Annotated in this window: 20 protein-coding genes; 17 read left to right on the plus strand and 3 right to left on the minus strand. The window is 46.0% G+C overall.

Annotated elements, in window-relative coordinates:
• Nucleotides 1-68: 68 nt before the first annotated feature.
• The 13 genes from QUA54_RS06150 to QUA54_RS06210 all read left to right on the plus strand — a co-directional run bounded on the left by QUA54_RS06150 (nt 69) and on the right by QUA54_RS06210 (nt 19,869).
• Nucleotides 69-3,944 (plus strand): hypothetical protein, encoded by a 3,876-nt coding sequence (locus QUA54_RS06150; RefSeq protein ID WP_333413836.1) that lies wholly within the window; start codon nt 69-71, stop codon nt 3,942-3,944.
• Between the two features lie 319 nt (nt 3,945-4,263).
• Nucleotides 4,264-4,680, plus strand: a complete 417-nt coding sequence (locus tag QUA54_RS06155) for a XisH family protein (RefSeq protein ID WP_015211743.1) — start codon at nt 4,264-4,266, stop codon at nt 4,678-4,680.
• Nucleotides 4,668-4,997 carry a XisI protein gene (locus QUA54_RS06160; RefSeq protein ID WP_015211742.1) on the plus strand — a complete coding sequence of 110 codons (330 nt, stop codon included), beginning with the start codon at nt 4,668-4,670 and terminating at the stop codon, nt 4,995-4,997. The genes QUA54_RS06155 and QUA54_RS06160 overlap by 13 nt, the downstream gene beginning before the upstream one ends.
• Before the next feature lie 800 nt (nt 4,998-5,797).
• The gene (locus QUA54_RS06165; protein WP_333413837.1) at nt 5,798-6,055 is read left to right on the plus strand and encodes a hypothetical protein; all 258 of its coding nucleotides are present in this window, start codon (nt 5,798-5,800) and stop codon (nt 6,053-6,055) included.
• Between the two features lie 476 nt (nt 6,056-6,531).
• On the plus strand, nt 6,532-6,954 hold the full coding sequence (locus tag QUA54_RS06170; RefSeq protein ID WP_333413838.1) for a plasmid mobilization protein: 423 nt from the start codon (nt 6,532-6,534) through the stop codon (nt 6,952-6,954).
• Between the two features lie 110 nt (nt 6,955-7,064).
• Entirely contained in the window at nt 7,065-9,431 is a 2,367-nt protein-coding gene (locus tag QUA54_RS06175) for a hypothetical protein (RefSeq protein ID WP_333413839.1), read from the plus strand.
• Between the two features lie 21 nt (nt 9,432-9,452).
• Nucleotides 9,453-10,169, plus strand: a complete 717-nt coding sequence (locus QUA54_RS06180) for a hypothetical protein (RefSeq protein ID WP_333413840.1) — start codon at nt 9,453-9,455, stop codon at nt 10,167-10,169.
• Between the two features lie 16 nt (nt 10,170-10,185).
• Entirely contained in the window at nt 10,186-13,437 is a 3,252-nt protein-coding gene (locus QUA54_RS06185; protein WP_333413841.1) for a hypothetical protein, read from the plus strand.
• A gap of 5 nt (nt 13,438-13,442) precedes the next feature.
• Nucleotides 13,443-14,399 (plus strand): hypothetical protein, encoded by a 957-nt coding sequence (locus tag QUA54_RS06190; protein WP_333413842.1) that lies wholly within the window; start codon nt 13,443-13,445, stop codon nt 14,397-14,399.
• Between the two features lie 395 nt (nt 14,400-14,794).
• The gene (locus QUA54_RS06195) at nt 14,795-15,925 is read left to right on the plus strand and encodes a hypothetical protein (protein WP_333413843.1); all 1,131 of its coding nucleotides are present in this window, start codon (nt 14,795-14,797) and stop codon (nt 15,923-15,925) included.
• Between the two features lie 486 nt (nt 15,926-16,411).
• Nucleotides 16,412-16,981 carry a hypothetical protein gene (locus QUA54_RS06200; protein ID WP_333413844.1) on the plus strand — a complete coding sequence of 190 codons (570 nt, stop codon included), beginning with the start codon at nt 16,412-16,414 and terminating at the stop codon, nt 16,979-16,981.
• 14 nt (nt 16,982-16,995) lie between these two features.
• Entirely contained in the window at nt 16,996-18,990 is a 1,995-nt protein-coding gene (locus QUA54_RS06205) for a hypothetical protein (RefSeq protein ID WP_333413845.1), read from the plus strand.
• 126 nt (nt 18,991-19,116) lie between these two features.
• Nucleotides 19,117-19,869, plus strand: coding sequence for a hypothetical protein (locus QUA54_RS06210; protein WP_333413846.1), 753 nt, complete (start codon nt 19,117-19,119; stop codon nt 19,867-19,869).
• Nucleotides 19,870-20,062: 193 nt separating this feature from the next.
• Here QUA54_RS06210 and QUA54_RS06215 read toward each other — a convergent pair whose 3' ends face one another.
• The 3 genes from QUA54_RS06215 to QUA54_RS06225 form a co-directional block, all read right to left on the minus strand.
• Complete coding sequence (locus tag QUA54_RS06215; protein ID WP_333413847.1) at nt 20,063-20,356, minus strand: hypothetical protein; 294 nt, start codon at nt 20,354-20,356, stop codon at nt 20,063-20,065.
• A gap of 251 nt (nt 20,357-20,607) precedes the next feature.
• Nucleotides 20,608-20,883, minus strand: coding sequence for a hypothetical protein (locus QUA54_RS06220; RefSeq protein WP_015211730.1), 276 nt, complete (start codon nt 20,881-20,883; stop codon nt 20,608-20,610).
• A gap of 152 nt (nt 20,884-21,035) precedes the next feature.
• A complete protein-coding gene (locus tag QUA54_RS06225) occupies nt 21,036-21,359 on the minus strand; it encodes a transcriptional regulator (RefSeq protein ID WP_333150566.1) in 324 nt (107 codons plus the stop codon).
• A gap of 737 nt (nt 21,360-22,096) precedes the next feature.
• Between QUA54_RS06225 and QUA54_RS06230 the strand changes: the two genes are divergently transcribed.
• The 4 genes from QUA54_RS06230 to QUA54_RS06245 form a co-directional block, all read left to right on the plus strand.
• Entirely contained in the window at nt 22,097-22,429 is a 333-nt protein-coding gene (locus tag QUA54_RS06230; protein ID WP_333374435.1) for a DNA primase, read from the plus strand.
• A gap of 383 nt (nt 22,430-22,812) precedes the next feature.
• Complete coding sequence (locus tag QUA54_RS06235) at nt 22,813-24,057, plus strand: helix-turn-helix transcriptional regulator (protein WP_333413848.1); 1,245 nt, start codon at nt 22,813-22,815, stop codon at nt 24,055-24,057.
• 368 nt (nt 24,058-24,425) lie between these two features.
• Nucleotides 24,426-24,605: a hypothetical protein gene (locus QUA54_RS06240; protein WP_333413849.1), complete on the plus strand. Its 180-nt coding sequence runs from the start codon at nt 24,426-24,428 to the stop codon at nt 24,603-24,605.
• The coding region (locus tag QUA54_RS06245) for a DUF3854 domain-containing protein (protein WP_333413850.1) at nt 24,602-26,628 on the plus strand (2,027 nt) is incomplete at its 3' end. The genes QUA54_RS06240 and QUA54_RS06245, both read left to right, overlap by 4 nt.

Below are 26,628 nucleotides of genomic sequence, written 5' to 3' on the forward strand. Positions count from 1 at the left end.
TTACCTGCCTTACCAACTGTTTCAACAATTCTTATTCTAACACCTCGTTTCTAGGGAGAAATCAACTCATGGTCGCCACAGTTGTTACCGAACAAGGACTCAAGATTCCCGTTTTTGATGCCGCTTATACTGATGCCAAAGGTCGAAATGTAGGAAAATTTTTCAACAACCCAGAAATCCTGCGGCACTCGATTTTGCAAGCAATATTTGAACCAGAGGAACTGAAGACATTAATGATTGTCAAACTTGACAAATCCAATCCAGATCCTAGCCAATTACGTGCCAGCATCCACGACCCAGAAGACGGCATCAAGCGACGCATGATATTTCAATCTGGCAATAGTTATTACTTTGGCGACGAAACCCTAGCCAAAAAGATAGGAGACTTATTCGTAACCGAAAAAGACACCGCCTGTCGCTACGGTTCCCTTCTAGTCAGCACTTGTATGTCCGGCGTATCAGAATGCGACAACCTGCGAGTAAAAATTGTTGATTTCACCGACCCGCAATATGCTAAATATCGAACCGGAGACTGTCACGGTGCCATCAGTTCCGAATTACTCAAAAGCATCGGCGGCGAGAAAAATCGAGCCAGCCAATTTCGTTTCGCTTGGCTACGCAGTTGGAATTCAGAAAATACAGAATCCTCACCCCAAGTCAGCTTTCTGGCTAAAGGAACCCTCCGTCCCGATGACAATTTACTCGACTCCGACGCCGACTCTGAAGGGAACAAACCTCAACTTATTTTAGACCGTTCCAGCATCAAAGGCATCAATAAAAAACAACTCAAAGAACTCATTCCTTGTGGCGATTACGAATTACCAAAAGCCATCCTTGGAAACCGCAAAAACAGTCAAATCGGCATCACTCAAACAAGCTGGCAGTCTACTGGAGTTTGGTTCGACGAAGAAGCCCAAAGGCAAGACTTAGTACCAACAACTAAAGCCGAAGCCCAAAGACTGGCAGCACTGCAACGCGACCCCATGAAATTGCGCCAAGCGATGATTGAAGATTATGACAAGCGCGAAGCATTTTTAGCGCGTTTGAATGAAAGAAAACTCAAACAACAGCAGGAAAAACTATCAACTACAATTGACGACGAAATTAACGGTGACAGCGAGGAAAATACCGAGGATAAAAAGCGGGAAAGACAGGACATCCAGATGCTCAAAGCCGATAAATTCGGACTGATGATAGGCAGTCCCGAATTCACCAATATGGCAGAAAGGTGGCTGGCATCCAAATGGCGAAATCTGGCAACCAGGGGAGCTTTATCAATGACTTCTGCAATGGCTCTACCCTGCGAAAATTTACCCAAAGGCACGGTTTGCGCTAACCATTTAGAAGAAGGAGAATGCGTTCAAGGTCGATTCCCAATTCTCAACAAAGATGGTCTGAGGATATATCAAAATGTACACGCAAAAAACCTGGAAAATATTCCAGAGGAAACCCGTGCTGTCATGTCGAAAATCAAAGGGGTAATTTGGTTCAATCCCAAAGACTTAGAAAAGTTCCATCAAGGAGACTTTGACGGTGACGAACCGTTTGGCATCGAATCTCGAAAAATCCCTCAAATTGCCCAACAAATCTTACCAGCACAAGACGGATTATTTGACTTCGGAGAAGTGGTACAAGCCGAGAAAGTTCCCTATACTAAAGCTCGGTATCGAGAAGACGACCCCGAAGTCAGAGAAGGTAAAGTTAAAGCAGGTCAACGCAAATTTACCACCCTAGAACAAATTGGAGTTGCCAGCTCTCAAAATGAAGTCGGAATCGTCGCCTTAGCCATTGGCAAAGTAGCAGCAGCACTCCCCAACCCCGGCGAAGATGAAAAGCTATTTATCAAGCAGCAAAAGCGATTTATCGCTGCTCTCAGCATCATGGAACAGTACGAAGTTGACTACCAGAAAAACTCGCTGCGGGGTAAAGATGCCAAAGAAGTGAAAGAGAAAACAAATCTAAATCCCGACACTTTACTAGAAAAAGTAGATGAATGGTGCGAGAAACACAAAAGCTGCACTTACTTTTTCCAGTACAAAGGAGACGATGGACTGTACAAACAATTTCCCATGCCCGCCGACTTTCCCAATGCTGTTTACGTCCTAGCCAAAGAAGCCGTTAACCCTTATTGGGAACAGACGCGGCTCATCCACCGCAACCGAGATGAATTTCAGCACATTCTTCCCCCAATTCCGGCTCATTTAATCGTGTCAAAAGACAATCGCCAGCAACTGGATGCAGCAGGCATTGAGTATGAAAAAGAAGGGAAGGAATTGCACGTTTCCTATGAGTACAAAAATGCCTTAGTAGAGAGAGGAATCGAGTACCGACACAGCAAAGAAAATGACCTGCCTTGGGAAGAAAACGAATTGCAATGGGCGAAAGACCTGGTGCAGCGCTTTCAAGAGGACAAAAGCATTATCTACGATCGCACTGGCAGCGATATCAAAACTCGAAAAGAGGAAATGGGCAAACTTTATGACAGTTATCGAGCGGAGATTGACGAAATTTGGGATACTCCTGAAAGAAAAACCAGGGCTGCTCATGCCTTATTCCAAGCTACCCACACTTCCGATAACCTGAGCAAACACCGGACAATTTGCCAGAAGGTAGCAGAGAATTTGGAAATTACCTTTTCCCTACAAGAAGACTACGAATTGCTCCACGAAGCCTTACCGCGAGATGTCTACGTCCTGCAAGTTCCTTTCCAGAAAGTGAAAACTAAAGACGGCAGAACCATTGACCTTCCTAACCAATGGAAAGACGCACTCGATAGCAAAGGGATTGCATACGAAGCCACTGCTCATCCCGAATTGCCGTTAGTTGAATTCGCATTCAAAAACTTACCCCAAAGCATGGTGGCGAAACTAGATGCCAAATACGGAGACAACTCCAATGATCGCATCGATACCGACTCTTTGAAAGTAACCAACTACTCCGGTAATGAAACCAGACTCCTCATCGTCCCTCCCGTCGATTGTCGGTGGATTGAGTCTCAAGATAAAGCAGGTAGAGGCGCACTTGTCTATAAATTATTCATGGATGAAATCTCCGATGCTTTGTCAAATTATCGGGTAAATCAAATAGAAGTAGTCAATGTCAAACATCCCGATAACGATTACTCAGAGGAAGATTTCTCCAAGTCAAAATGGAAGGATCGGAAAGTAACTCTGCAAGTGGGAACGATAGACTTACCTCCCACTCACGAGAAGTATTACCGATTTCAAGGCACTCCCATTATCCAGTTGGACGGGAAAAACTTGGGAACATTTTCCCCTGAAAGTCCTAAGTTTCCCCCTGGAACAACTTTTGAGGCGACGCTTTCCCCCGACAAAGGCGGCAGGTCGGTTATGCTGAAAGTCGATCGCGAATCGATTCGGTTGCCTGAAACTCAATTGCCCGCGATCGATTCACTTGAAGTATCTCAGAGCTCTGACTTGGCGAAAACTGGGCGTAGAGCGATCGCACAAAATGATAGCACGTCCCTACCCCCAAAACTCCCACAAGAATGGGCTTCAAAACTAGAAACAGCCGTTAATAACGGAAAACGCGACACCACTAACGCTAAAGCTGATAACTGGCGGCTTTCTCTGCAAGACACCCTCTTGGGCGTCGTCTTGGAAACCTACAAGCAACGGCGGTGCCCACAGACAGCCGTTACGCAGTCGCACCTTCCTTCCGATAGTACCCAACACTTCAAGTTTGGCGACAACCAATGGACGGCTTACGTGCAGCCGAACGGCGATTGCTTTGTCAGAAACGAGTCCAAGCGCACCGTGTTTAAAGCCAACGTTGACACCGGGGAGGTTCAAATTCCCCTGACAGAGCAAGCAGCGACTCGTTTTCAAGAGATGATTGTAGAACGGGAAAAAGATTTGGCCCAGTCCCGAACTATTCTCACGCCTCCGACTGAATCGAAACCGAGGGAGTTGGAAATGGTTTAGTCGAGTGGGGGTGGCTGGGTTTTATATCGTTTCCGGTTGGATGGGAATGATAAAGTCAAGGTCAATAATTCCACATTCCCCCACCGACCACGGACCACGGATCATCATTCCGGTCTAACCGGAATTGATATTAGGGGGCGATCGCCTAGGAGTCAATGGAAAATTTTCCATTGACTTCTGTTGTACGCACAGCTAAAAGTATGTTATGGATTATACTTAAACCACTTTTTACCCTCGTCCTAGACGAACGCTTCGCTTCGCAAATCTCTGTAGTATACTTGTGCTATCCTAACAATTAGCTTGAAAACAAAGTTTCTTAATGTCAGCTAAAGATTTCTTTCACAATACAGTTAAAACATCTCTCGAAAAAGATGGGTGGACAATTACAGACGATCCTCTATTTATTCAAGCTGAGGATATTGATTTTTACATAGACTTAGCAGCAGAGAGAATCCTAGCTGCTGAAAAGACTGGTCAAAAGATAGCAGTAGAGGTAAAATCTTTTCTAGGAGCGTCAGACGTGACTGAGTTTCACATAGCACTTGGTCAATGCCTCAACTACCGTTCAGCCTTGAGATTGACAGAGCCCGAGAGAACTTTGTATTTAGCAATTACAGTTGATATTTACGATGAATTTTTTAGTCGTAAATTTATTCAAAGAGTAATTGCAGAACATCAACTCAAATTGCTTATTTTTAACCCCGAACGAGAGGATATTGTTCTATGGAAGGAATGAATTACCGTGAAGTAGTGCAAACAATTCTTAAAAGTCATGCCAAAAATCGGTCAAATAGCCAGACTGAAGTCCAACTGATATTTGATACGGAACGCGATCGCTATCAAGTTCTTAATATTGGTTGGCAAGATTTAACACGAGTATTTGGCTGTATCATCTACGTGGAGATTAAAGATGGCAAAATTTGGATCGAACGGGATGGTACAGAAATCGGAGTTGCTAACGAATTAGTAGAAGCTGGAGTTCCTAAGCTAGATATAGTTTTAGCGTTTAAAGCTCCCTATAAACGAAAATTTACTGAGTTTGCTGTCAGTTGAAAATGGGAGCGATCGCATTTAGTCATTTTGATAAATATCCCTCTTTACTCTCCTATTAAACATTTGCCACTGATTCGTCACAGTTTATGTTTGTTCGCTCAGCAATTTTTCTTTCAACTCCTGACAGTCTTGGGCTAATGGGATGCCTAATTCTGTAGCAATGGATAAGGCATAATCGCAAGTCTCAATAGCTAGAGGGATGTAGCCTAAATCCGCTGACTCATTTTAGCGATCGCTTTCTTAATCCGCTCTGTTGCCTCGCTGGTCCAGGTACTAACCCCACTGATATTACGACAAAGGTCAGGTTCTTCTAAGAAATAGCACCTGCTAACAAAAAGCATGAGTTGCATCCTCCACACAGAGGGTGCAACTTTTTGTGAGAAAGAACAGATCACGATTGTTACTGAAAGCCACAAAAAGCTTTATATTTTAACCCTTCTGTTTCCTAATATTTCCTAATATTCCCTAATTTCTCCTACTTCTCCCTAATATTTCCTAAATTTTCCTCCAAATTTCACAAATCTTAATTAAGTTAAATTAAATTTCGCTGCTTTTTAATAGATTTTTTGTACTCCAACACCTCTTAAATCCTCCTAGTTAGTGTGCTAGTCGCATAGCAAGCCATGTCAAATAGACGTTATAGGGGGGTAAAAATGAGTAAATCGCCCAAATCACCCAATTGTCAGAATTTGTGCAAAGGGCAACGACATATCTTCGCTTCAGCACAAGTGGCTGACGGATACCTCTCCTCTGGCTACCGCCAGTAAGCAGGGCGCTCACTTGCCCTTAAAATCGACCAAATGCCGCAAAAACACTGCGCGCCGACTGAAATGGCGCATCCAACCAATGCTACTGCCCCTGAACCGAATGCGATCGCCCTGCCTGACCATTGGGCGCAACCGGATTTTAACTTTGGGGATGCAGTGACAGACAATGAAGAATCTTATATCGTCATAGGTTTGGCAATGGACACACACTTGGACATTTGGAAATACTTGTGTCGCACCCCGAACAATACAGAGCGATTCTTCTGGGAATATCAACTCAGACTTGCTTAAACTTCCAGCACGAAATATTAAGACTTTGTTGAGCGGCGGCGATCGCAAACCAGAAACCGTCCTCAACAACAAAGTACGATTGGCTGCAAACCATACTCAACAATGATGCACTTTGCCAACTTTCAAACAACAACATAGTCAAAGGCTACAAGCAATCCAATCCGCAGTATTCACCCTCCAATCAGCCATCTGGATGATAAAAAATACTCTGGTAGCTTCTCACTAATGCAACTTGTGACCGAACAAAACATAAACCGAAAGAAACAGCCTCATCTCCAACAGAATTGCTGAAAATTGAATCAATGAAAGCAATGGATGAATTACGGCGCAAACCTTGCCATCAAGGTTCAGGAAATTGTAGCGAGCATCGGTTGCTCAGCATTAAATTAACTTGTGATGCCAACAATCGCTCTGACCTAATCCCTTGCTCTTTAACTTTGCCTTAATAAACCATTAGTTAGCCCTAGAAAATTGATGTGCTTAAAACTGCAACTTTCCCCAAAAACAAACTTTCCAAACCAAACGGGAAGACTGAAGTAGTCCGAGTGCGCCTAACCACCTTTGAAAAGGCAGATTTAGTGAAACGTGCCGCAGAAGCAGGTGAAAAAAACCTGTCTGACTACTTGCGTAAACGCGCTTTTAGCCTTAACCACACAGTTCCCGCTATCAATGAAGGAACTTGTACTCAACTGCGAATAATGAGCACACACATTTGCAAAATGACCAGAGGTGTAGAGACAGCAGTAAAAGCAGGAAAGTTACCCAAACAAAGCCTAGAACTTCTGCAAAAATTCAGCAGAATGCTAGGCGAATATCACCAAGAACTAAGAGGGAAAGTCAGGAGAGAACTTTTGAGCGAAACCTGCGAACAAAGACCCTCGCTTGTGGATTACCAATAAAGCGATCGCTCAACTAGCCAATAGTCCTGTTTGACAATCTCAAGCGCTGCTGAAAGTTCAAGCTCAAACCTAATGATAACCTCGATTTTCCTCGTAGGAGGTGAGAAAAAATGGCGGCAAAACTATCAACTAAGCCCAACTCCAAAAGACAATTTTCTGCCCCAAAGCGTACTTGGTCTGTCCTAACAGCCACAGATCCCAAACACGTCAAAAAACTGGAACACATTCAGGAAACCCTCGATGCTGCCATAGAAACAATCCAAGAAGAAGGTGGCATTGACGACTGGGAAGATTTCAAAAACTTCGTTGAATCCTTCAACAAACGACCCGACAGAATCAATGATTCTGGCAATCAGAAAGCTAGTGTCAGCATGGATTTAGTTACTGAAGGAAAAGGAGGCGAGGTGTCTGGCTTTGTTTTCTATTTAACTAAAGACCCCAGCCAGAGAACCAGCGGTGTCTATTTAGTTAAAAATTTGAAACAGGCTGGCGTTGAAACGAAAGACAATAACAATTACTATACTCCATCCCAAATTATGGACTTAATCGGGCTGGATGCCAGTGATGAATTAGAGGAGGACGGCATTTCCGAAAAATTTGATGAAGAACTAGATGATGAATTGGAAGATGACTTAAGCGATTTAGAACTAGATGATGAATTGGAAGATGACTTAAGCGATTTAGAAGAAGATGCAGACTTTCCCAGCCACCATACGCAAACTCGCAAGTCATCGCAGTCCAAACGCCAGCCAGGAAAGTCAGTAGCTTCTCAAAAAAATGCCAGCAAAACGCAAAAAAAGGAGGAAGAAGATAATATTGAAGAACTACTTTCTGATGATGAAGATACTCCTATCTCCAATGGTGTATTGGGCAAGATAGCTAAAAATCGCCGCGTTCTAACTCAGAATGATAACGGACAAATCAAGCAAAAACTTGCTGAACACCCCGACGCAAAATATCCCTTCCTCGACACCCTTGAAACTGTTCTAAAAGAAACCGATCGTCAAGGTGCAAGTGTCGCTTCTATGGGAAGCGAAATTAACGGATTAACCGTAAGTGGCTTAACCGTCCAAACTGTCTCTTTAATGGGTCTACTTGGAGCCAAGAGTATTGGAGATCTAATTGATTACATTGAACGAGCGAGGGAAAAGGAACAGGCAGAAAAACTCGAAAAAATTCTCGAAAAAATTGACTCATTAAACGATCGCGCCGACCGAGTTGCGACTCGTGCTAAACACGCTGATGTCATTTCCGGCATAGAGGCAATAGATACCCGCACTGAAAAACTTGCTGAACGGGCTAAGCAGGTATTAGAACCGGCTGCTGCAACTGAACCAGAGGAATTGGAAACGAGCCAGCCTCAGAGAAGCGATCGCGACATTGAAGCCAAGGTCACCGACGGGATTAAAATCAACAATCCCGAAACCAAGGCAGCTCAAATTGGCGAAAAGATTGGCGATCTAGAGAGCAAGCTCAACCCAAACTCCCAGAAATCTAAGCCTCTACAGCTCGATAAAGATACCAGCATCAGCGAACAGCTAGACCAAATTCAAGACTATTTAGGCTACCTCTCAAAGAGGTTGGATCGCCTTGAAAGTATCGTTGACAAACTGGAACATAAAATGACCGTTCAGATGCCTGTTGAATCAGAATTTAATCCTAATTCACAAGGGCCAGAAACTCGTCAAAAAGTTCAGCCAACCGTTACGGCACCTAACAGTATCGACAAGGAGGAAAGCGAACCAGAGGATCTTCTTAGCAAAATGGTAGCTCAAACAAAAGTACAGCAGCAGCGAGAAACTGTAGCAGATTGCTTGGTCAATTATGCTTTAGCTACGGGGCAGTCTCCTCAATCGGGTATTGCTTTTGATGGTGGCGGCAGCTTGAATGTAACTGCTGAAAACAACGAAGTTAAAGTTGTCGTAAAAGGCAGCGATAATACCGAAATTTTTTCGGGAACCAAGAATGGCGAGCGCTGGAAATTTGAGCCGGATCGGGACAAACTAACTCCCGAAGAAAGAGAAGCCATTTTCAAATTGCCTCAGTCGGAAGAAGAATACAACAAGCTAGCAACTGCCCAGGCTTTAGTTGAAAAGTTTCAGGACACCTTCCCCAAACGCTTTAGCGGGGAAAAAGATCCAGTGTTTCCTTGGAAAGAATCGCGTCGCGAAGACGGCACGACCGGGGCAGTCAAATACGAATTTGAAATACTGGATCTGCCGGACGGGTCAAAACAACTGATAGGAACTGACCCCCGCCAAGGTGACGCACAAGTGTTCGATGCCGTTCTGGTCAAAGGAAAGCCGCCAGAGGTTCGGCAGTGCCACATTGCTGTTGAAGAAATGGAAGCTGTAGTCGGCTCCCCAGAGCCACAAAAAACTCAATTTAGAGATTCTCAAGCATCTAAAGACTACAACTATACCTCGCCAGAACGCAAAGAAGAGTCGCGAGAAGACCGCAACGAATTGCAAGCTTAAACCACTTTGAGGAAAAATTCAATGCAAAACGATTACTTGAACAACAACTACCGCTCTCATAACGATCGCGCAAGGGTTACTAACCTAGGCATTACCCACAAGCGCCGCAGCCATTTTAGCACATTCATGCGTAAATTCAAGCTCAATAACGCCGATTTAGCCTTCATTGCAATTTGCCTAATTGCAGCCATTTATTTAACTCTTGTCCAGCCCTTATTTGTCAGCGTATTTAGCTGTGCATCTCTGGTGTTCTTCGGACTATGGCAAATTACCCGCAGCGTTCCCATCCTCGAAAAACTGCTGGGCAGCAAAATTCGCTTCTGGCATTTAGCTGTCGCTGTCATAACAGTAACAATGTTCCTGAATAACTTTCAGACCCCAGCACAAGCCATTTTTCTAAGCGGTCTCCAAGCGTTTATGACCAATCTAGCAAGCGAAGCTGGAGCAGCAGGAGGAGGAACAGCCATTGACGAATCAACGATCGTTTTAATTTTCAATGCCATTCGAGGCGTCTTTCTCTTGCTAGTAGCCGCCGCAGCTTTATTCGCTTACAACCAAGCGCAGCAAGGCAATGATTGGCGTCCAATTGTCACCCAAATTGCCCTCGCCTTCGGCATTGTGATTGCCATAGACGTAGTAACGTTCTTGTTCGTCGGCGACGGCAGCGGTACTACAGCCGGCTTGGTTCCCAACCTTCCTCCGCTGGGAGTGATTACAAGTTTGACCTTTTGGAACTAAGAAAAAGGAGTCACCAATGGCTTTGCAAGATCCAGAAAAAGACTTTATCAGAGTCAATAAAATCCTGGGCAAACAAGCAAGTATCGGGTTTATTCCAGCCAATCAAATTCTACCTTGGTGCTTCTTGACTGCCATTGCATACATCTTAACGATGGGTCTATTTAGCCTGGGACTGGGTTGGTTCTTCACTGTCTCGCTTTGGCTGATTGTAAGCTGGTGGCTCCTAACAGGAAATCAACCCCACCTTTTTACTGACAAGTTCCGCAAGCCCCCCGGAGATGAGTGGTGCAACGGCGACAGCTTCTATATTTCTCCCATCTCTTCCCTGCGCCCTCCTAGCATCCAAGGCAAGCCTTACGATTCGCAAATGCGAGTCAAATTGAAGCCCAAAATTGTACCCAATCAATATGGTGGAAGGAGCAAATTTATGCCTTTCCAAAATGAAATTAACCTCTGCTGTTTGGTGGAAATTGAAAAAGATGGCAGGCAAGTGTCTGGGATGCTCCTCAATAACGGGACTAACTACCAACTGGTATTTGGATTCCGCCTCCGAGGCCTTCACAACCTACTGTTTAGGAACGAAGTGTCGGCATTTGCAGCTTCTCTTGAAGAAGGAATGAAAGACATCCCACCCAGTGAAAAAATCACTTTCTGCGCCGGCTGTTACAGCAGTGATGCTGCGAGGCAAAAAGAGTTAGAGCAATTGGCTGACACCGCTGAACTCCAACCCGTATCTGTACTGCTCCGAAATGAACAGTACCGCCTCCGCCAACAAACTCATCAAGGTACCAGGCAGGTATGGGAGCAAATTGCTTTCTGTACTTGGACGGCCGATAACGAAGGCGAAACCATCTCCAGGGATTTCATTGGCAAAGCCATTGATGGGGTCAAAAAATTGTGCGATTCGATTGTGGAAACCATTGCGGGCAACACGCGAATTTACAGAGAGCAATTTTACACGAAACTGCTACTCAACTCTTTTGAACAAGGATTCCTCCGCTGGGAAATCCTCCTGAATACCAAAATGGGACTCGAAATTAGTCCCATGAATTCATCTGAACTTTGGGAGTGGCTGTGGCAGCGATTTAACAGCAGTAAACCACCGCAAATCCCTCAAGTTGTTAAACTTGAAGAAACGCCTTCTGGCTATCAGCTCAGTGAAATTAAGACGACTGAAAAACACATTTCTACAGTTTTGATTGAAGGAACGAAGGGCGTATCCTCCTGCCCCGAACACCGCAAGAGCAACAACCGCGTCTATCTGACGGGAAAGGGAAAAGAATGCGCTGTTCTGACAATGTATGACGCGCCCGCAGGCTGGATTAATACCCGGCAGCAATTGAAATGGATTTGGGAGGTGATGTCCTCAAGCTACGTCCGCGATACAGAAGCTATTGTAGAAATTAGCGCCGGAAATTCCCTTGTAATTAATGATAATTTGGCCCGACAAGCGAAAGGAGCAAAAGCCGCTAGCAGCAGAGCTATAACTAAAGGGCAAGGGCGCGATATTGGCGCTGAAATTAAACAGGAGGAATCTTTCGACGCCCAGCGCCGGCTTTACCAAGGAGCCGTACCCCTCAATGCAGCCGTTGCCTTTTTAGTGTACAGAAACACTGCGGAAGAATTAAGCCAAGCCTGTAACGTACTCTCTAATAGTTTTGGAACTGCGAAAGTCATCCGCGAGCGGAACGTTGCCTGGGATATTTGGCTGCAATGCCTGCCCATTACTTGGAAATGGTTGCTGCATAGCGGTTCATTTTTGAGCGAACGCCGCCTCACCCTCGACACTGAAACTGCTGCTGGAATTCTGCCACTAACAGTTCCCCGCGATTTGGATAAAAAAGGAGTTGAATTTATTACCCATCGAGGCGGAAAGCCAATTTTTATTGACTTGTTCTACAGCCAAATTAGCCGCGCTTTAATTACTGGCGAATCTGGTTCAGGCAAGAGCGTTTTGGGGTGGCGTTTTACCGTTGAAGCTCTGGCGAATAATATCCCTGTTGTCGGGATGGACATCAGCAGCGGGGGTAACAGTACCTTCAAAACCGCGATCGAACTTTTGGGCGACCAAGGCGCATATTACGACATCAGTCAAGGATCTAGCAATTTAGTAGAACCGCCAGACCTCCGCAAGTTCGACAAAGCTGAAAGAGAGCGACGGATGGAATCTTGGAAAGAATTTATCCGCAAAGCTCTGGTGGCGATCGCAATGGGCAAAATTCACCATCCCCACTTAGCCCAGCGGGTAGATTCAATTATCCTGCGAATGCTCGATATGTACCTTAGAGATCCAGAAATCATCGCTCGCTACAACAAGGCATTTGAAAGAGGGTGGCAATCTCCCGAATGGCAGCAAATGCCAACTCTCCAAGATTTGCTGAGGTTTTGCAGCAAAGAAAGGCTCAACCTCAAATCGTTTGAAGAACTGGATAGGCTAGCCATCAATCAAATCCTCAGCCAAGGAAGTGCTTTGCTAACATCCCGCTTGGGAAAAGCGATCGGTCAGCCCAGCACGTTTTCGCCGGAACCTGCTGTTAAGTTCTTTGCCCTATCGGGGCTGTCTAACGAACAAGATGCCTATTTAATGGCAATTAACGCCCATGCTGCTTGCATCCGCAACGCTCTTTCTCACCCCAAAAGCTTATTTATTGGAGATGAATTGAGCGTCCTACTCAAAAAAGATGGTTTTGCATCAGTTGTCGGCGAACTCTGCGCCACTGGCAGAAAAGATGGCATAGCTGTCTTGCTATTGAGCCAAGATTTTGATGCTATCTGCGAATGTTCCGCAGGAGCACAAATTCTGCAAAATATGGTCTACCGAATTACCGGAAGAATAACCAATTCTGGGGTGGCAGCCGCTCACAAATATTTGGGGTACGATCCGCAAATTATCAGTTCAAATGCAACGGAATCTTTTCTGCCAAGAGCTGCTGACCTCTACTCGTGCTGGCTGATTGAGAAAGGAGGAAGATTTTGGCGATCGCGATTCTACCCCGGAGAGATGATGTTGGCATCAGTTGCTAACAATCAAAATGAAAAAGAAGCCCGAGATCGCATCATGGCTCAATATCCTCCTACCCTCAAAGGGCAGCTTCAAGGGCTAAAGCATTTCACCCAAGAATACATTGCAGCAGTGAAAGAAGGAAAAGGCTTCGACCACATTGGTCAAAATTTAAAAATTACTACTATAGCTGCCAAGGCTCAACAAAAAATGGCATCCGACTTTCACAGCAACAATTCTCAATTTTTTGCAAAAATACCAAAATAACTCCCATGAAATACCGACTTCAATTGATGCAGCAACCTGCTACAAAACTCGCAGCAGTTTCCCTATTAGCCAGCTTGGAATTAATCGTTCAAGTCAGGCCAAGTTTAGCTCAAGCAACTCCTCCTTTCGTGCCCGGTACACAAGAAACGGCTGTGAAATCTCCAACCCCAAGCGTTTTCGTGCCAAGTACACAAGAAGCGGCCGTGAAAGCTCCAGCCCCAACTGCGGGAAGTTTCTTAGCTCCCATTGAAGATGTTTTCAAACAAGTCAACGATTTTATCGGCGACATCCAAGGTTTCGTGCAAAACGAGCTATTTGGCTCTTTAAACGAACTCCTTTCCTCTTCTCTCGGAGCTATCCAAATTCCTGATTTGAGCCAAGTCAGCAGCCAAATTATTAAAGCTCCAACATCCCAGACAGAAGGAACGAAACTGTCTGATTTACTCGAAACAAAGTCGAGCAAATTAGATGGCAAAGGTTCATATACCATCATGTCTGACTTAGACGCTCAAGCTCAGCGCAGCGCCGCTATCGGCATAGCTGACGGAGCAACCCTCAGCAAAGAAGCTCAAAACAACAGCTTCCAAGTGTTAGAAGCAACTCGACAAGATACCGAACAAAACGTCCAATTGGGCGAAGAATCGCAGAGCCTCGACGTTACTCAACAAATTCTCCAAAACCTCTCGCAGCAGACCGCATTGGGCGCACAAGTCCAGATGCGAAATTTACAGGAAGCTCAGCAAGCTCGCACAGATCGGGCCATTAATAACGTGCTGCTGTCGCAAGCTGCTAAGGAAATATCCGCGATTAACACGGGCGAGCGCCGAGGCAGCACTGCGTCTGGAAACCAAGCCAGCTACCAGGCGGGAATGCTGATGCTCCCCGGCGGCGGCTACTTGGGAAAACCGAGCGGCAGCAGCACAACCCCGATTTCAACTAACAGGTTCGTCGCTCCCGATTAATGCTCCGAGCCGTTAAATTGAATCGGCGATAATCTCTTGGCTTAGCAAAGATTTTGACCACACAAATTGAGCGTAGCTGTTGACTGTATCGCTCTTAAAAAGTTTGTCAAGCATCGCTCTTAAAAAGTTTGTCAAGCATCGCTCTTAAAAAGTTTGTCAAGCGCTTCTAATACTAAATCCGGGTTACTCACCCCCTTTTTGAACTCGCGAGCTAATTTTTCCCCCTCTCCCCCTCTCCAGCAATAAAGGGGTTTTTAACCCGGATTTGGTATAACACGGCTGGCTTGAATGCAAAGTTGGGGAGCAAGCAGACATCACCGATGACTATTGCCTAGTTTGCGTGCAGACTGACCGTGTTATTGAATACAAAGTTGAAGTTTTTCCATAGAAAAAAAATGAGAGAATTTCTAGCACAAATTACACCACCGACGAGTGGCGCAGAAGGGTCATCCTTGGACATTGTTAGCGAGTCAATTAACCTGGCTAAGACTACCTCAGAATCTTGGGACAAAGTTTGGATTAGCACCATTGACCCGATCGCTTCTGGGCTGTGGGTCGGTATAGTATCGCTCGGCATCACCCTAGCAGCCGTCAGCATCCTGTTCTTAACTCTAAGCAGCGGGAAAGACATTATCGAAAAGCAGTCGTGGTCAGAACTGGCAGCACTGTTCGTCTGGCCGCTCGTCATCATGCTGTTCCTCGGCGCTAATGGCAAATTGCTAGCAAATACCGTCATTTTTACCAGGAGCTTTGCTTACAGGCAAGTCCAAGGTGTCCTCGAAGCGCAACTAGGAGAAATGACATTTAGGGACGCGATCGCCAACGTCACTATCAGCAACATCGGCCGGCAACAACTAGAAAATCTCTACGGCGAATGCCGAAATAAAGTAGGAGAAGAACTGGTTACTTGCTGGAATTCCAAGCAAGAAGCTGCTCAGAAAATTGTTAGCGAAGCTGAAAGACAAGCCGCCGGCTCAGCCCCTCTGCAAGCGCTGCGGTCTTTTGCTGAAATCCTCTGGAATAATAGCTTGCCCGGCGCTGCTCAAGATGCCGCGACTTTTATAACTGACCCCGGTTCAGTGTTTAGAGAAAAAGCAGTGCCAATCATCCGATTCATTCTATATAGCATCCAGTGGGCGTTTGTCAACATCCTTGAAGCAGCGCTCTTACTAACAGCACTCTTTTCGCCAATCGCGATGGGGCTGTCGCTGCTTCCCTTGCAGGGCCGACCGATTTGGGCTTGGGCAACTGGATTTCTGAGTTTATTTGGCGTCCAACTTGGATATAACATCGTCGTCGGATTGGCAGCCACCGTGCTAGTCAATTCTGGAGCCGAATTAGCTAGCGATGTTGCCTTTCTCTTTTTAATCAGCATTTTCGCACCCGGATTAGCTCTATTAATCGCCGGCGGAGGAGGAATTGCCCTGTACAGCGGCATCGCTAGCAATGCCAAACAACTCGTCGATGTTTTGAGCAACGCTATAGGAGCAGCCGCTAATTTGGCAATGAACAAAGGATTTAAGTGATGTCAATGTAACTCGGAATTGAGTATTCGTAATTACCCACGCATAAATGCGGGGTAGTGAAAGTAATTCGTTTCTTGATAATTAGTATTTCGGAACTAGCGCTCGGTTTATTTAATCCTGAATTATCAATTACTAATGATAAATCCCGAAATACTAATTATTTCAGCGCTCGGTTTCTTTCAATGGAAAATTGCGAATCACTCATTGCGAATTACTAATTATTCGGTCACTAACCACAGGTGCTTTTAGCGCCAGGACTGGAAAGTAGCTAAAGCTACTCGTGCCGTGTTTTATCCCTAACTTAAAACTACGGGTTTTTCACACTTACCGAAATGTTTTATGAAGGTACAAAGATTTTCACAAACTGCATTGTTGCCAGAAGCTAAAAATCTACTGGCATTGTGCTTCCTCATCTTAACTGGAGTGAATATCCTCTCCCTAATTCTGCACCTGTTCGTCGCGTACCGAATCAACTCGGTAGCTGCTATGAAGACAACGCAAGTCCAGCTAATCAACGGTCAAACTTACTATGTAGCGGAACGAGACAGGTTTTTTCGGTATCCCTCAGTTATCCAAAATTTTGTCAAAACTTGGGCCGAGTTAACCTTCAACTGGGACAATAAAATACCAGGAACTAACGATACAGATTCAGGAATTAAAGTCAATTCCAAACGAGTTCCTACCAGCAGCTATTTTGCTTCGTTACTCCTAGAACCCAATTTTGGCAAAGCTTCTCTCCCTGACATAGCTGAACTCGTCCCCAATAAAGTTTTTACGGGTCAATTGCGAGCAACAGTCATCATTTCTTTTTTATCCGAACCCAGAGAAGTCCGTCCGGGCGAATGGGAAATTGACATGATTGCTACCCGGTTGCTCGTCGATCGCACGTCAGGAATCGATGAAAGAATTCCTTTCAATCGCACTTTCCGAATCAAAGCTGTAGAAATCCAAACCCCGCCGCTAGGTAGCCAAGCCTCAGCTTTTGAACAAAAAGTTTATGAGCTTCGCTCGGCGGGGTTAGAAATCAACAAAATTACCGAATTTAAACCCAATTAATAGCAGGTAAAAACATGAACGAAAAAGAACTTCAAAATTGGCGCGAATTTGATGGCGAACCCGATGAAATTGAAGAAAGTTCCTACAGTACGCCGCCTAGCAGCACAACTAGCCACCCTTTTAATGGCAACAACTCCTCTAATGCAGCCAATAACTTTTCCAACAGTTTTAATGGCAACAACTCCTCTAATGCAGCCAATAACTTTTCCAACAGTTCTAACGGTTTTCAGGCAGCTAACGCTCCTAATGGCCCTAGCAGCAATGGCAAAAAGTTGAGCCGTGAGGAGGAAAGAGAATTGGCAGGGCATGACGGAGACGCCGATGAATTATTGGCCTCCGAGCACAGAATTAAACAGGACAGCGAAGGAGCAGAAACCCGCTCTGTTTCTGAGAAGCCCGAAGTTCGGACGTTTTCAGTATTAATGGGTACTGGCGCAGTTCTCGGCATCTTGGGATTCTTTTGGTTTGTGTTCTTTGCTCCTAAACCTGTCCGCCAACAGGCAAAGACGCCGAACCCTAAACCGACTCAAGTTTCTAAAGACGAGTCAGGAGAACTAAAAAGCCGACTGGCATTTCAAGATCAGCAGCGGGCGCTAGAAGTTCAGCCACCTGAACCTAAAAATCGATCGACCCCTGCTTCCAAACCGACGCCTGCACCAAAACCTGCACCAGCCGCTAGAAGGTCTCAAACCCCGAGGCAGGTTCAAAACTTTAATCCGCCACCGCCAAGGACGGTACAGACCATTCCTCCTCCACAGCCGCCATTACCGCGCCCGGAACAGCCGCCTGCACCGCCCCCGCCTCGCCCTCGTCCGACGCCATTACCGCGCCCTGTGCCGCCACCCGCACTGCTGGCACTTCGACCTGCGCCACCACCCCGGTCGCCTTCACCAGAAAAAGTAGACCCTTACGAGCGCTGGGCGCAATTAGCTTCTCTGGGGCAAAGCAGAGGTCAAGCAGTTAAAGAGCTAAATGCTGAAGGTATTTCTGCCAGTTCCGCAACTTTTCCTAGCGCAATCGCGCCGGGGATGACAGCGGCAAGCTACCCTGCCGTGCCGCCAGCAATGCCAGTACCGGCACCGCCCCCCAGTGCAGTAGCAATTGCGCCAGTAGTAGCACCGGTACCATTGTCGCAACAGCAGCCGGTGCCGCCGATTTCTCAAAACCCGCAGCCAGTGCTAGTCAGTTCGCCAAAAAGCCCACAATCGGCTGCACCAATGCAAGAGATACCCGCGATCGCAATTGGAGCTGCTGCCTCGGCTGTAAACGCCAAGGCCATGAGCCCTGGAGAAGCTGGAATCCTCAACCGCACGACCGGCGAAAACACTGAAGGCAGCACAGCAATGAGAGAGATAGCCATCGGGTCATCTGCTCTTGCCAAGGTAATCGTGCCGATGATTTGGGACGAAGCAGGTCAAAGCCCAACAGCCGGAAGGTTTGCCGTCCAATTGACCGAGGACATAATGGCAACTGATGGGGCGATCGCCTTGCCGTCCGGCACCGTCTTAATCACTCAAGTAGAAAATGTCACGCGCGGAAATCGACTGGTTTCTCAAAGCGTGGTGGCGCTTGTTTACCCCGATTCTGCTGGCCGCATCCAACAAGTACCCATTCCTCCCGGATACTTAATCGTTCGCGGAATCGATAACCAACCTCTCATTGCCGACAGTTTATTTGATAGAGGTTCTGAAATAGCCAAGGCTGATATTTTAGTGGGAATTCTCGGCAGCTTGGGGCGCGTAGGAGAAATAATTAATCGACCAGCCCAAGAAACTTTCAGCCAGCAGAGCGGCTTTTTTGGAAGTACGGCTGTTAAAACAACAACCTCGTCTGAACCTAACATTTTAGCAGCCGCTTTAGAGGGATTCTTTACACCTACTGCCCAACGGTTGCGAGAAAGATCGGATCGCAACGCGCAAGAACTTTTGAAGCGAGGCAACGTGGCGATCGTACCAGAAGGAACTCAAGTTTCAGTATTCGTCAATGCCTTTGTCACAGTGCAGAGATAACGGAGTTGACATCTTCCCCGCCCTAAAGGAACGGAGATTCCAAGAATCACTTCTTGGACTTCCTCTTTCCATGACTCGGCTTACTCAGACCGGGCTTTATACAAAAATCTTGGAGGTAATATAACCATGAAAAAACTCTCTCGGAAAATTCGTCTGGCTTTACTTTCTCCTGCCTTAATAATTGCCACTGCATTCAGCACTGTCAATATTGGGCAAGCTCAAACATCGGCGCTAAAAATTGTAGGAAGAGATGCAGCAACAAATGCAACTACCAACCTTCAAGTATGGTCTGGCCGTTCCAGCGTTATTGACTTTAGCCAGACTGGTGAAGTCATTATGTACATCCGGTTGGCAGATCCGTCCAGGGCTGTCTTTAACACTGATGCTGAATTAAAAACTAACCAAGCTAGAACCATATTTGTCCAACCGATTCAACCCTTACAATTCCCTGGCGCTACAACAGCCAACATTACTAACCTGTTTGTTAAAACTCGCTCTCCTGAAGGAATTGAACGCCTTTATACTTTCAATGTCGTTCACCGGGACGGGCAACCTACTAATAATGGCATTGCCATCTCTACGGTAGTGCCTGGACAGGAGCCAAGCGTAACTTTAGCAGACAATCGAACGGCGGCGCTCAGGGACATCGAAGGGGGATTAGACATTGCCATCCGAAGAGGCTACACGCCTCCCAATGACCCCGTTGTCTTCAAAGTTCGAGAGTTCATCGCTCTAGCTCGAAATGGCACAGCTATTGCTAAAGCTGCTGAGAAAACTAATCTATCAATGTCTGTTGTTATTTCACTAGGGCAGTTAGGGTTGAGCCGCGAACCTTTGTATGAAATTCCAAAAACGCCATCTCATAAGCTCTCCCTTTAACTAGAACTCCAGGAAATTAAATCCGTTTGCTCAACCAAAAATTTCAACTTCGTATCAAGCAATAGTCCGGATAGTTTTTAGCTCAAAGCCTGAAATCCTTAATTTTTTGTTGGTAGTTTTGCTTTGAGCTCGGGCTAAAACCCGCATTCTATGGTTGACACTCTAAAACTGTCCGAAGTGTCGATCGAGAACGTTAGCTGTCATCGGTAACGTCTTCATGTGTAGAAACTGGTAATGGCAGGCCTACAGACAACAAAGTGCTTTGCGGTAACTTATTTTCTATCTGCCTTAACATTGCCTCAAGCTCTACTCTTGGACTGGTTTGTAGACCTGGACACTGTGCAATTCCATTGGCATCCGTACTCGAACGCTTATTAAGTTGGATGCCATAGCTCCCTGTTTCTGCTAACAGTTCGTAAGAGTGAAACTGCATGGGCTCTCCAAGACGTGCCTCTTGAATATGTTTAAAATAAAATCCACGTTGCATATAATCAATCACGCAATCTTGAACTACAAGGACAAGATGCTTGCTGAGATGCTCAAATGTATGAATTTTGGGCCTTGCTGAAATGATGTTCCCGTTCCATATTCAATTAATTATTCCTATCGAGCATTACTCACCGCACGCGATTGCTAAACCCTACCTCAATTCAGCAACAAAAAACTTGGTTATTTAACTCTAAGTTTGACCTCAGTTCCTACTTTCCCATCTCAAATTTATCGGTCATTTTTTAGGAACTATCTCATTGAAGCTATAGCTATAGATAGGGGTTCAGCCACTTGTAAGTCTTCAATCAGATTATCAACCCACCCCTGATAAGAGATGTATGGCACCTTAAAAACAGGTCTTAACTCTTCCCAATCCTCCACTTGAAAAAGATAGGGCGCTAACTGTTCTAAGTAGGAACGACCGAACTGAAATTCCATGTCTAGATTCCGAATCTTCAACAGTAATTTTTCTGTAATAGAAGTTTTTTCAAAGATATCTAATTCTGAAATACCCTTAACTGCCATGCTATCTATTAACAAGACATAAAGCCTTTTGCGGGATGTTATATCCGGTAATAAATCAGCTTTAATACGTTGTAAAAATAAGTTGCGCTTCTGAATTTGTTCGGCAGTTACCGTGGCATTGAAATATTGAATAAATGGATCTTTTTCTCTTGTTAAGACGCTTTCCGATACTTCTGCTGTCGTGCTTTTTTTTTACGAGTGATCGCCTCATAGGGATCTTCATCCCCTTCCGCATATTGCATCAACTCTGTCATAGACCAACCGATCGCATAGGCAAACTGGACTAACTTTTGCAATCTGGGATCGGCTTTGCCCTCGCTCCAGTTCACCAGCGTGTTGAATGAAACTCCTGTAATCCTTCCTAGTTCCCTAGAACTACCAACGCGCTCATCCTCCACCAACGCCTCTATTAACTGACCGAGACGTTTCTGGATTCCACTATCGAGTGCTAAATTTTCCTCTACTTTCGTTGACATTCCTGTTTTCTACTAGCTAAGGAGTTACCGCAGGCATAATTGTATCGCCTGTATTATACCAGAATAACTCGTTTTACAGTCAATAGTATGATTCGCCTAACTTAATCTAAGCTCCAATCGCTAGCCTTAGACGGGATAATGATAGCCACTAATACTTTGACCCAAAACGTAACAATTCTTTACTTGATCAAAGTTATACTCGGCTATATGCTAGTTAAATGATAAATACTTTTATCATACCCTCTAAAAATTTTGCCTCACCCTAATCCTAGTCGGAATCGCAAGTGAGGCTATTCTACCAGTGGAAGAGATACTGGAAGAGATACAGTTGTACAGAAAAACAACCTTAGAATCCCCATTCTGATTTTTTTCTGAACTGGACTCTTCCCAGACATTAAACACCGACGGCTGTTTGACAGCGATAGCCACCGGACCTACTGAAGTTGTCATCTGACGAGAGAGTTAACTGCCAGATCGGGCAGACTCTTGACTGTACTTCCATCAACCGGACTTAACCGACTCTTGATGGCGGTACATCACATCTATCGGCCGAATTGTTAGAGCCAGCTTTTGATGATGGTACATCTCTGGCCGACTTGTTAAAGCTGCCTTGATGGTTTTTCCATATTAAACCATTAGAAGCACTGAATCAATAGGTATGTCTTAGAATTTCTAGTATTTAAGACATTTGCTGCTCCAACATTCGGCTTCCTCTACCCTTTGGAATAGGAGCCAAAATGCACTACAACGACCTAAGCACCCGCCTGTACCAGGGCTTGTCGCGGATTCCTCAAGACTGGCAACTCTGCTTGCTCGACGGCAAGAAAGTCCCTCAAGGCACGGGCTGGCAGCAAAAGCCACTGACTCCCGCCCAAATGAAAGAAGCCGTAACCAACGGCTGGACGGTAGACAAAGCCGATGGCACTCAATACCGCTGCTACCCCAAAGGCTACGGACCGATCACCGGTACGCCAATTGCCGCCAACGGCGCTGCTTACGTAGTCATTAGGGCAATCAAAGACTGGCAAAAGCAAAAGAACTCAGAAACCGCGAAGACGGAGGAGAGTTGATAGCGATCGCTGACATTTACCCCCAGCCCTGCCACCGCCGCTACTGGGTGAGCGATCGCAACGGCCCCACAGAAGAGCGATTTACTTCGTAATGCGAGAAAACTTTGTAATTAGCAAACCCATCAACCTGACAAGCACGATGGACCGACCATAACAGGTGGAGACAGATCACCCCCATGTCTGGCAAGAAAATCTGCGATAATCAAAACCTTGAGGTTAATATAGACTCTAATAACCTTAGCAACAGCTCCTACGCGGAGCCAAAGCAATCGCAACGGTCACATAAGTCATCTACAGAACCCCGCCTCTGCCAAAGAAAATTCTACGAAGAATGCCCCAGTAGTGCAATCACAGATACAATCTATACGGCTGGAGTCACTGGTATGGATTTCTGGGAAATAAGCGAAACCAGTTTGAATGGTCGCAAAGATTTTTCCAAAGGTCGAGTTGAATTGCAAATCCGCGATCGTTTCGACCTAACAGACTTTGCTGAAATTGCCTATCAAGCCAAGGAAATTATCGCCCAGAACTTCGGAGAAGAAACCCTCAAACTGCACTATGCACTGGCAATGATTGCCTTCCGCAAGCCCGAAGTCGGGAGAGAGCAAATTACAGTATCAGCATCTAAACTCCTAGCTGACTTTGGTGAGAATAACAAAAAGAAACACTACATCCCAAAAGCCGAACGAGACGCCAATAGCCAGCCAGCCCGATACCTTTCTAAAGAAGAAAAACTAAGAGCCTTAGCCTATCATGGATATCTGCTAAAACGATTAGAAGTTTCCGTTAAAGCTTGGCGGATACGCAATAAAATATTTACTATTGAACACTCCAATCTCTGGGAGATTTTTCAAATTACCGAGGTGTTTCATCAAGAAAAAAACACCTTGATCGATATTGAAATCACTTATCGCCCTGGCAAATGGTTTGACAAATTTGCAGGTCACGAATACTTGCGGGAATTTGGCTACCTTACCAGCGAGGCGCTAAAACTAGATTATTACCAGGAAAAAATGGCTCTCAGACTGGCTTATTTTGCCCTATTTGCCCTGCAACAGCACAAAAGCGGTCGGTATCAAATAGAAACACTGCTGACGCGAATCGGGTATAAGAACGACATAGAGACAGCCAAGAGAAACGGAGTTACTGCCTCGAATTTAAAGCGCAGCTTCGATCGAGGGCTAAAAACACTGGGAAATTTTGAATACCCCTACCTCTTTGACTACGAGTCCGATGTCCCTGACTGGGCGTATCCAAACAGCCAAGTTAAAAAGCCCAATCACTGGTTTGAAACCTGGCTACAACTTAACGGGACTTTACGCCAGCCAGAAGCGCTACCCAAACACCCACAACAACCCGAATCAAAACCAGAGCAACCGCAACCGCCCAAAAGACCCGCCCGCAAGCAGAAGTCAGCTCAGCCAGCAGCCAACCTAACCGAACCCATAGCTTTTGGTCAATGGGTGAGAGAAGCTCGGAAAACTATGGAAGAAAGCCTGAGAACAATGGCAAAAGAGCTGGGTATCTCAGCATCCCAGCTATCTCAGATTGAGAACGGCTGCTATCCACATACCATCAAGCCCAGCCTGAAAACCAAGATAATTCGTCACCTTGGCTTAAATGAGTAACTAGCCAACCAAAAGGCATCTTGCATCCAGCGGAAAGACTCCCAATTCAGGGGGTCTTTTTAGCTTTTTGAGCAGCAGAGTGTTTAAACCGCTAAACACCTAAAAAATTGGCAAATTTGCTTGAATCTCTTATCTGACAATGGTTTCAGCGCCTAAACACTTTGGGGGTATTCGGAAAAGTTTAGGGGGTATTCGGAAAAGTTTAGGGGGTATTCGGAAAAGTTGTAAATTTGAAACCTTTGTCCTGTATAGCTTTCAGCGCCTAAAAATCTCCTGAGTAGTTTGAGTAGTTTAACGGAGTGTCACTAACCACAGCAGCCGAGTCAGACAGGCTAAGGATTGATTTCAAATTCTGCCCAATATAAAACGTGACGAGAGAAATTTATCTGAGGTGCTGGAAGCATTGCCGTCAAACCAAACGCACGGGAATTGCCCGCAGCCTTGCTGACACCAGAGAAACACCCTTACCCCTACGAAAAGCCCCCTCAACCCCGCCTAACCGCTTCCGGCTGCCCCGACCTTCCACCAACACCGGAGGTGTGCTGTGAACGCGCCCATCTCCCCACTGTCCGAATGGCTGGCTTCGGCCATAGACCCCGACATCATCGCCCTCAACGTCCAAACCCTCTCAGGCGACACCCCGTACCAATACCTCCTGTACGAAATCAACGCCGCCTCCGGCAGAGTCCACCCCGACGCACAATGGCGGTGGGCCAGAAAGCACTACAGCCACATCGAACACGGTGGCTGGTGGTGCTCAGGCCTTGACCCCCTCAACAACTGGCAACCCATGTATTGGGGCTGCTTCAAACCCCACCAGCCCCGAAATGCCTTTGACCCCAAAGGCAAAATCAAACCCGTCAAATACGAACATCCCCCCAAAACCCCCACCAGAGCCTTTTTCCTGCAAGTCCCAGATCACATCTGGGCAAAAGTTGCAAAACGCTACGGTGTCCCCATCGACAACTCAGACAGACAACTTGGCTTCTGGCAATGGGTATGGGACAACAACATCCCGGTCATCATCGTCGAAGGCGCAAAAAAAGCCGGATGCCTACTCACACTGGGCTACGCCGCCATCGCCCTCCCCGGTGTCACCGGCGGTGTCAGAACCAAAACCCCTCAAGGCGAAAAATGCGACCCCTACCTCATCCCCGAACTGCAACACTTCGCCACAGAGGAACGTGAAATCTACATCTGCTTTGACCGCGACAGCAAACGCCAAACCATCCAAAACGTCAACCGGGAAATTGGCAAACTCGGTCGCCTTTTCACTTCCGCCAAATGCCCCGTCAAAGTCATCAACCTGCCAGGGCCAGAAAAAGGCGTTGACGATTTCGTGGTATCGAAGGGCTCAGATGCCTTCAGCGCCCTCAAAAATGAAGCGCAAGGCTTCCAATTCTGGCTCGCTAGGGAATCATGGCTTTTAACCTATCCCGCCTCTTTAAAGCTAAATTCTCGCTATCTGGGAAAACTCCCCTATCCAGAGTCCGGGTTAGCTTGCATCAAAGCCCCCAAAGGCACCGGCAAAACCCAAGCCCTGACCAACTTAGTCTCACAAGCCCTTGACACAGGCGATCGCCGCGTGCTGATAATTACCCATAGGATTCAACTAGGCAGGGCTATCTGCGCCAGCTTAGGAATCAACTACATCGACGAAACCAGGGACTCAGCCGAGGGTAAACTATTCGGATACGGCTTGTGCATAGACAGCCTCCACCCATTGTCTCAAGCTAATTTTAATCCTGAAGATTGGTTCGGTGCGATCGTCATCATCGATGAGTGCGAACAAGTCATTTGGCACGCCTTAAACAGCTCAACTTGCCGCGAAAACCGAGTCGCCATCTTGCAAACTCTGCAAGAACTCATCCACAATGTCTTGACAAGTGGCGGCTTAGTTGTTGCCCAAGATGCAGATTTATCGGATTACAGCATCGACTACCTAATAGCCATAGCAGGCATTCCTATTTCCCCTTGGGTTGTTATCAATGAGTGGCAGCCAAAACTAGGGCGAAATGTGACGTTTTTTGCCACTTCTAACCCAGCTTCGCTGTATGTGCAGATGGAGCAAATTCTCTCTCAAGAAGTCACTTGTTGTGACCTTGAAAGCCGTGCCGAATGCTGTCCGATAAGCTTAAACTGTGCCGAATTTGGTGGTAAAAATCCTGCTGAATGTTATCCTGAAAGCCGTGCCGAATGCTGTCCTGTAATCCGGGGTGAATATGGGTTAAAAAGCCGTGCCAATTTTTGTCCTATAAACTGTGCTGAATATGGCTTTAAAACTCGTGCCAAATGCTCTCCTATAACCTGTACTAAATATGGCTCTAAAAGCCCGACTGAATATTGTCAGAAAACCTCCGATCACTATCCTGTAAAATGCGCTAAATATGACAGTGAAATCTGTGCTAAATATGGTCAAGCAACCTCTGGGGAATGTCCTGTAAAACCTGCTCAATGTGACTGTAAAAGCCATCCTGAATATTATCAGAAAACCTCTGGGGAATGTCCTATTGTAAAAGGCGCTGAATGTGACTGTAAAAGCCATCCTGAATATTATCAGAAAACCTCTGG

The sequence above is a fragment of the Microcoleus sp. MOSTC5 genome (assembly GCF_036701825.1).
GTDB classification, from domain to species: Bacteria; Cyanobacteriota; Cyanobacteriia; order Cyanobacteriales; family Microcoleaceae; genus Microcoleus; species Microcoleus asticus.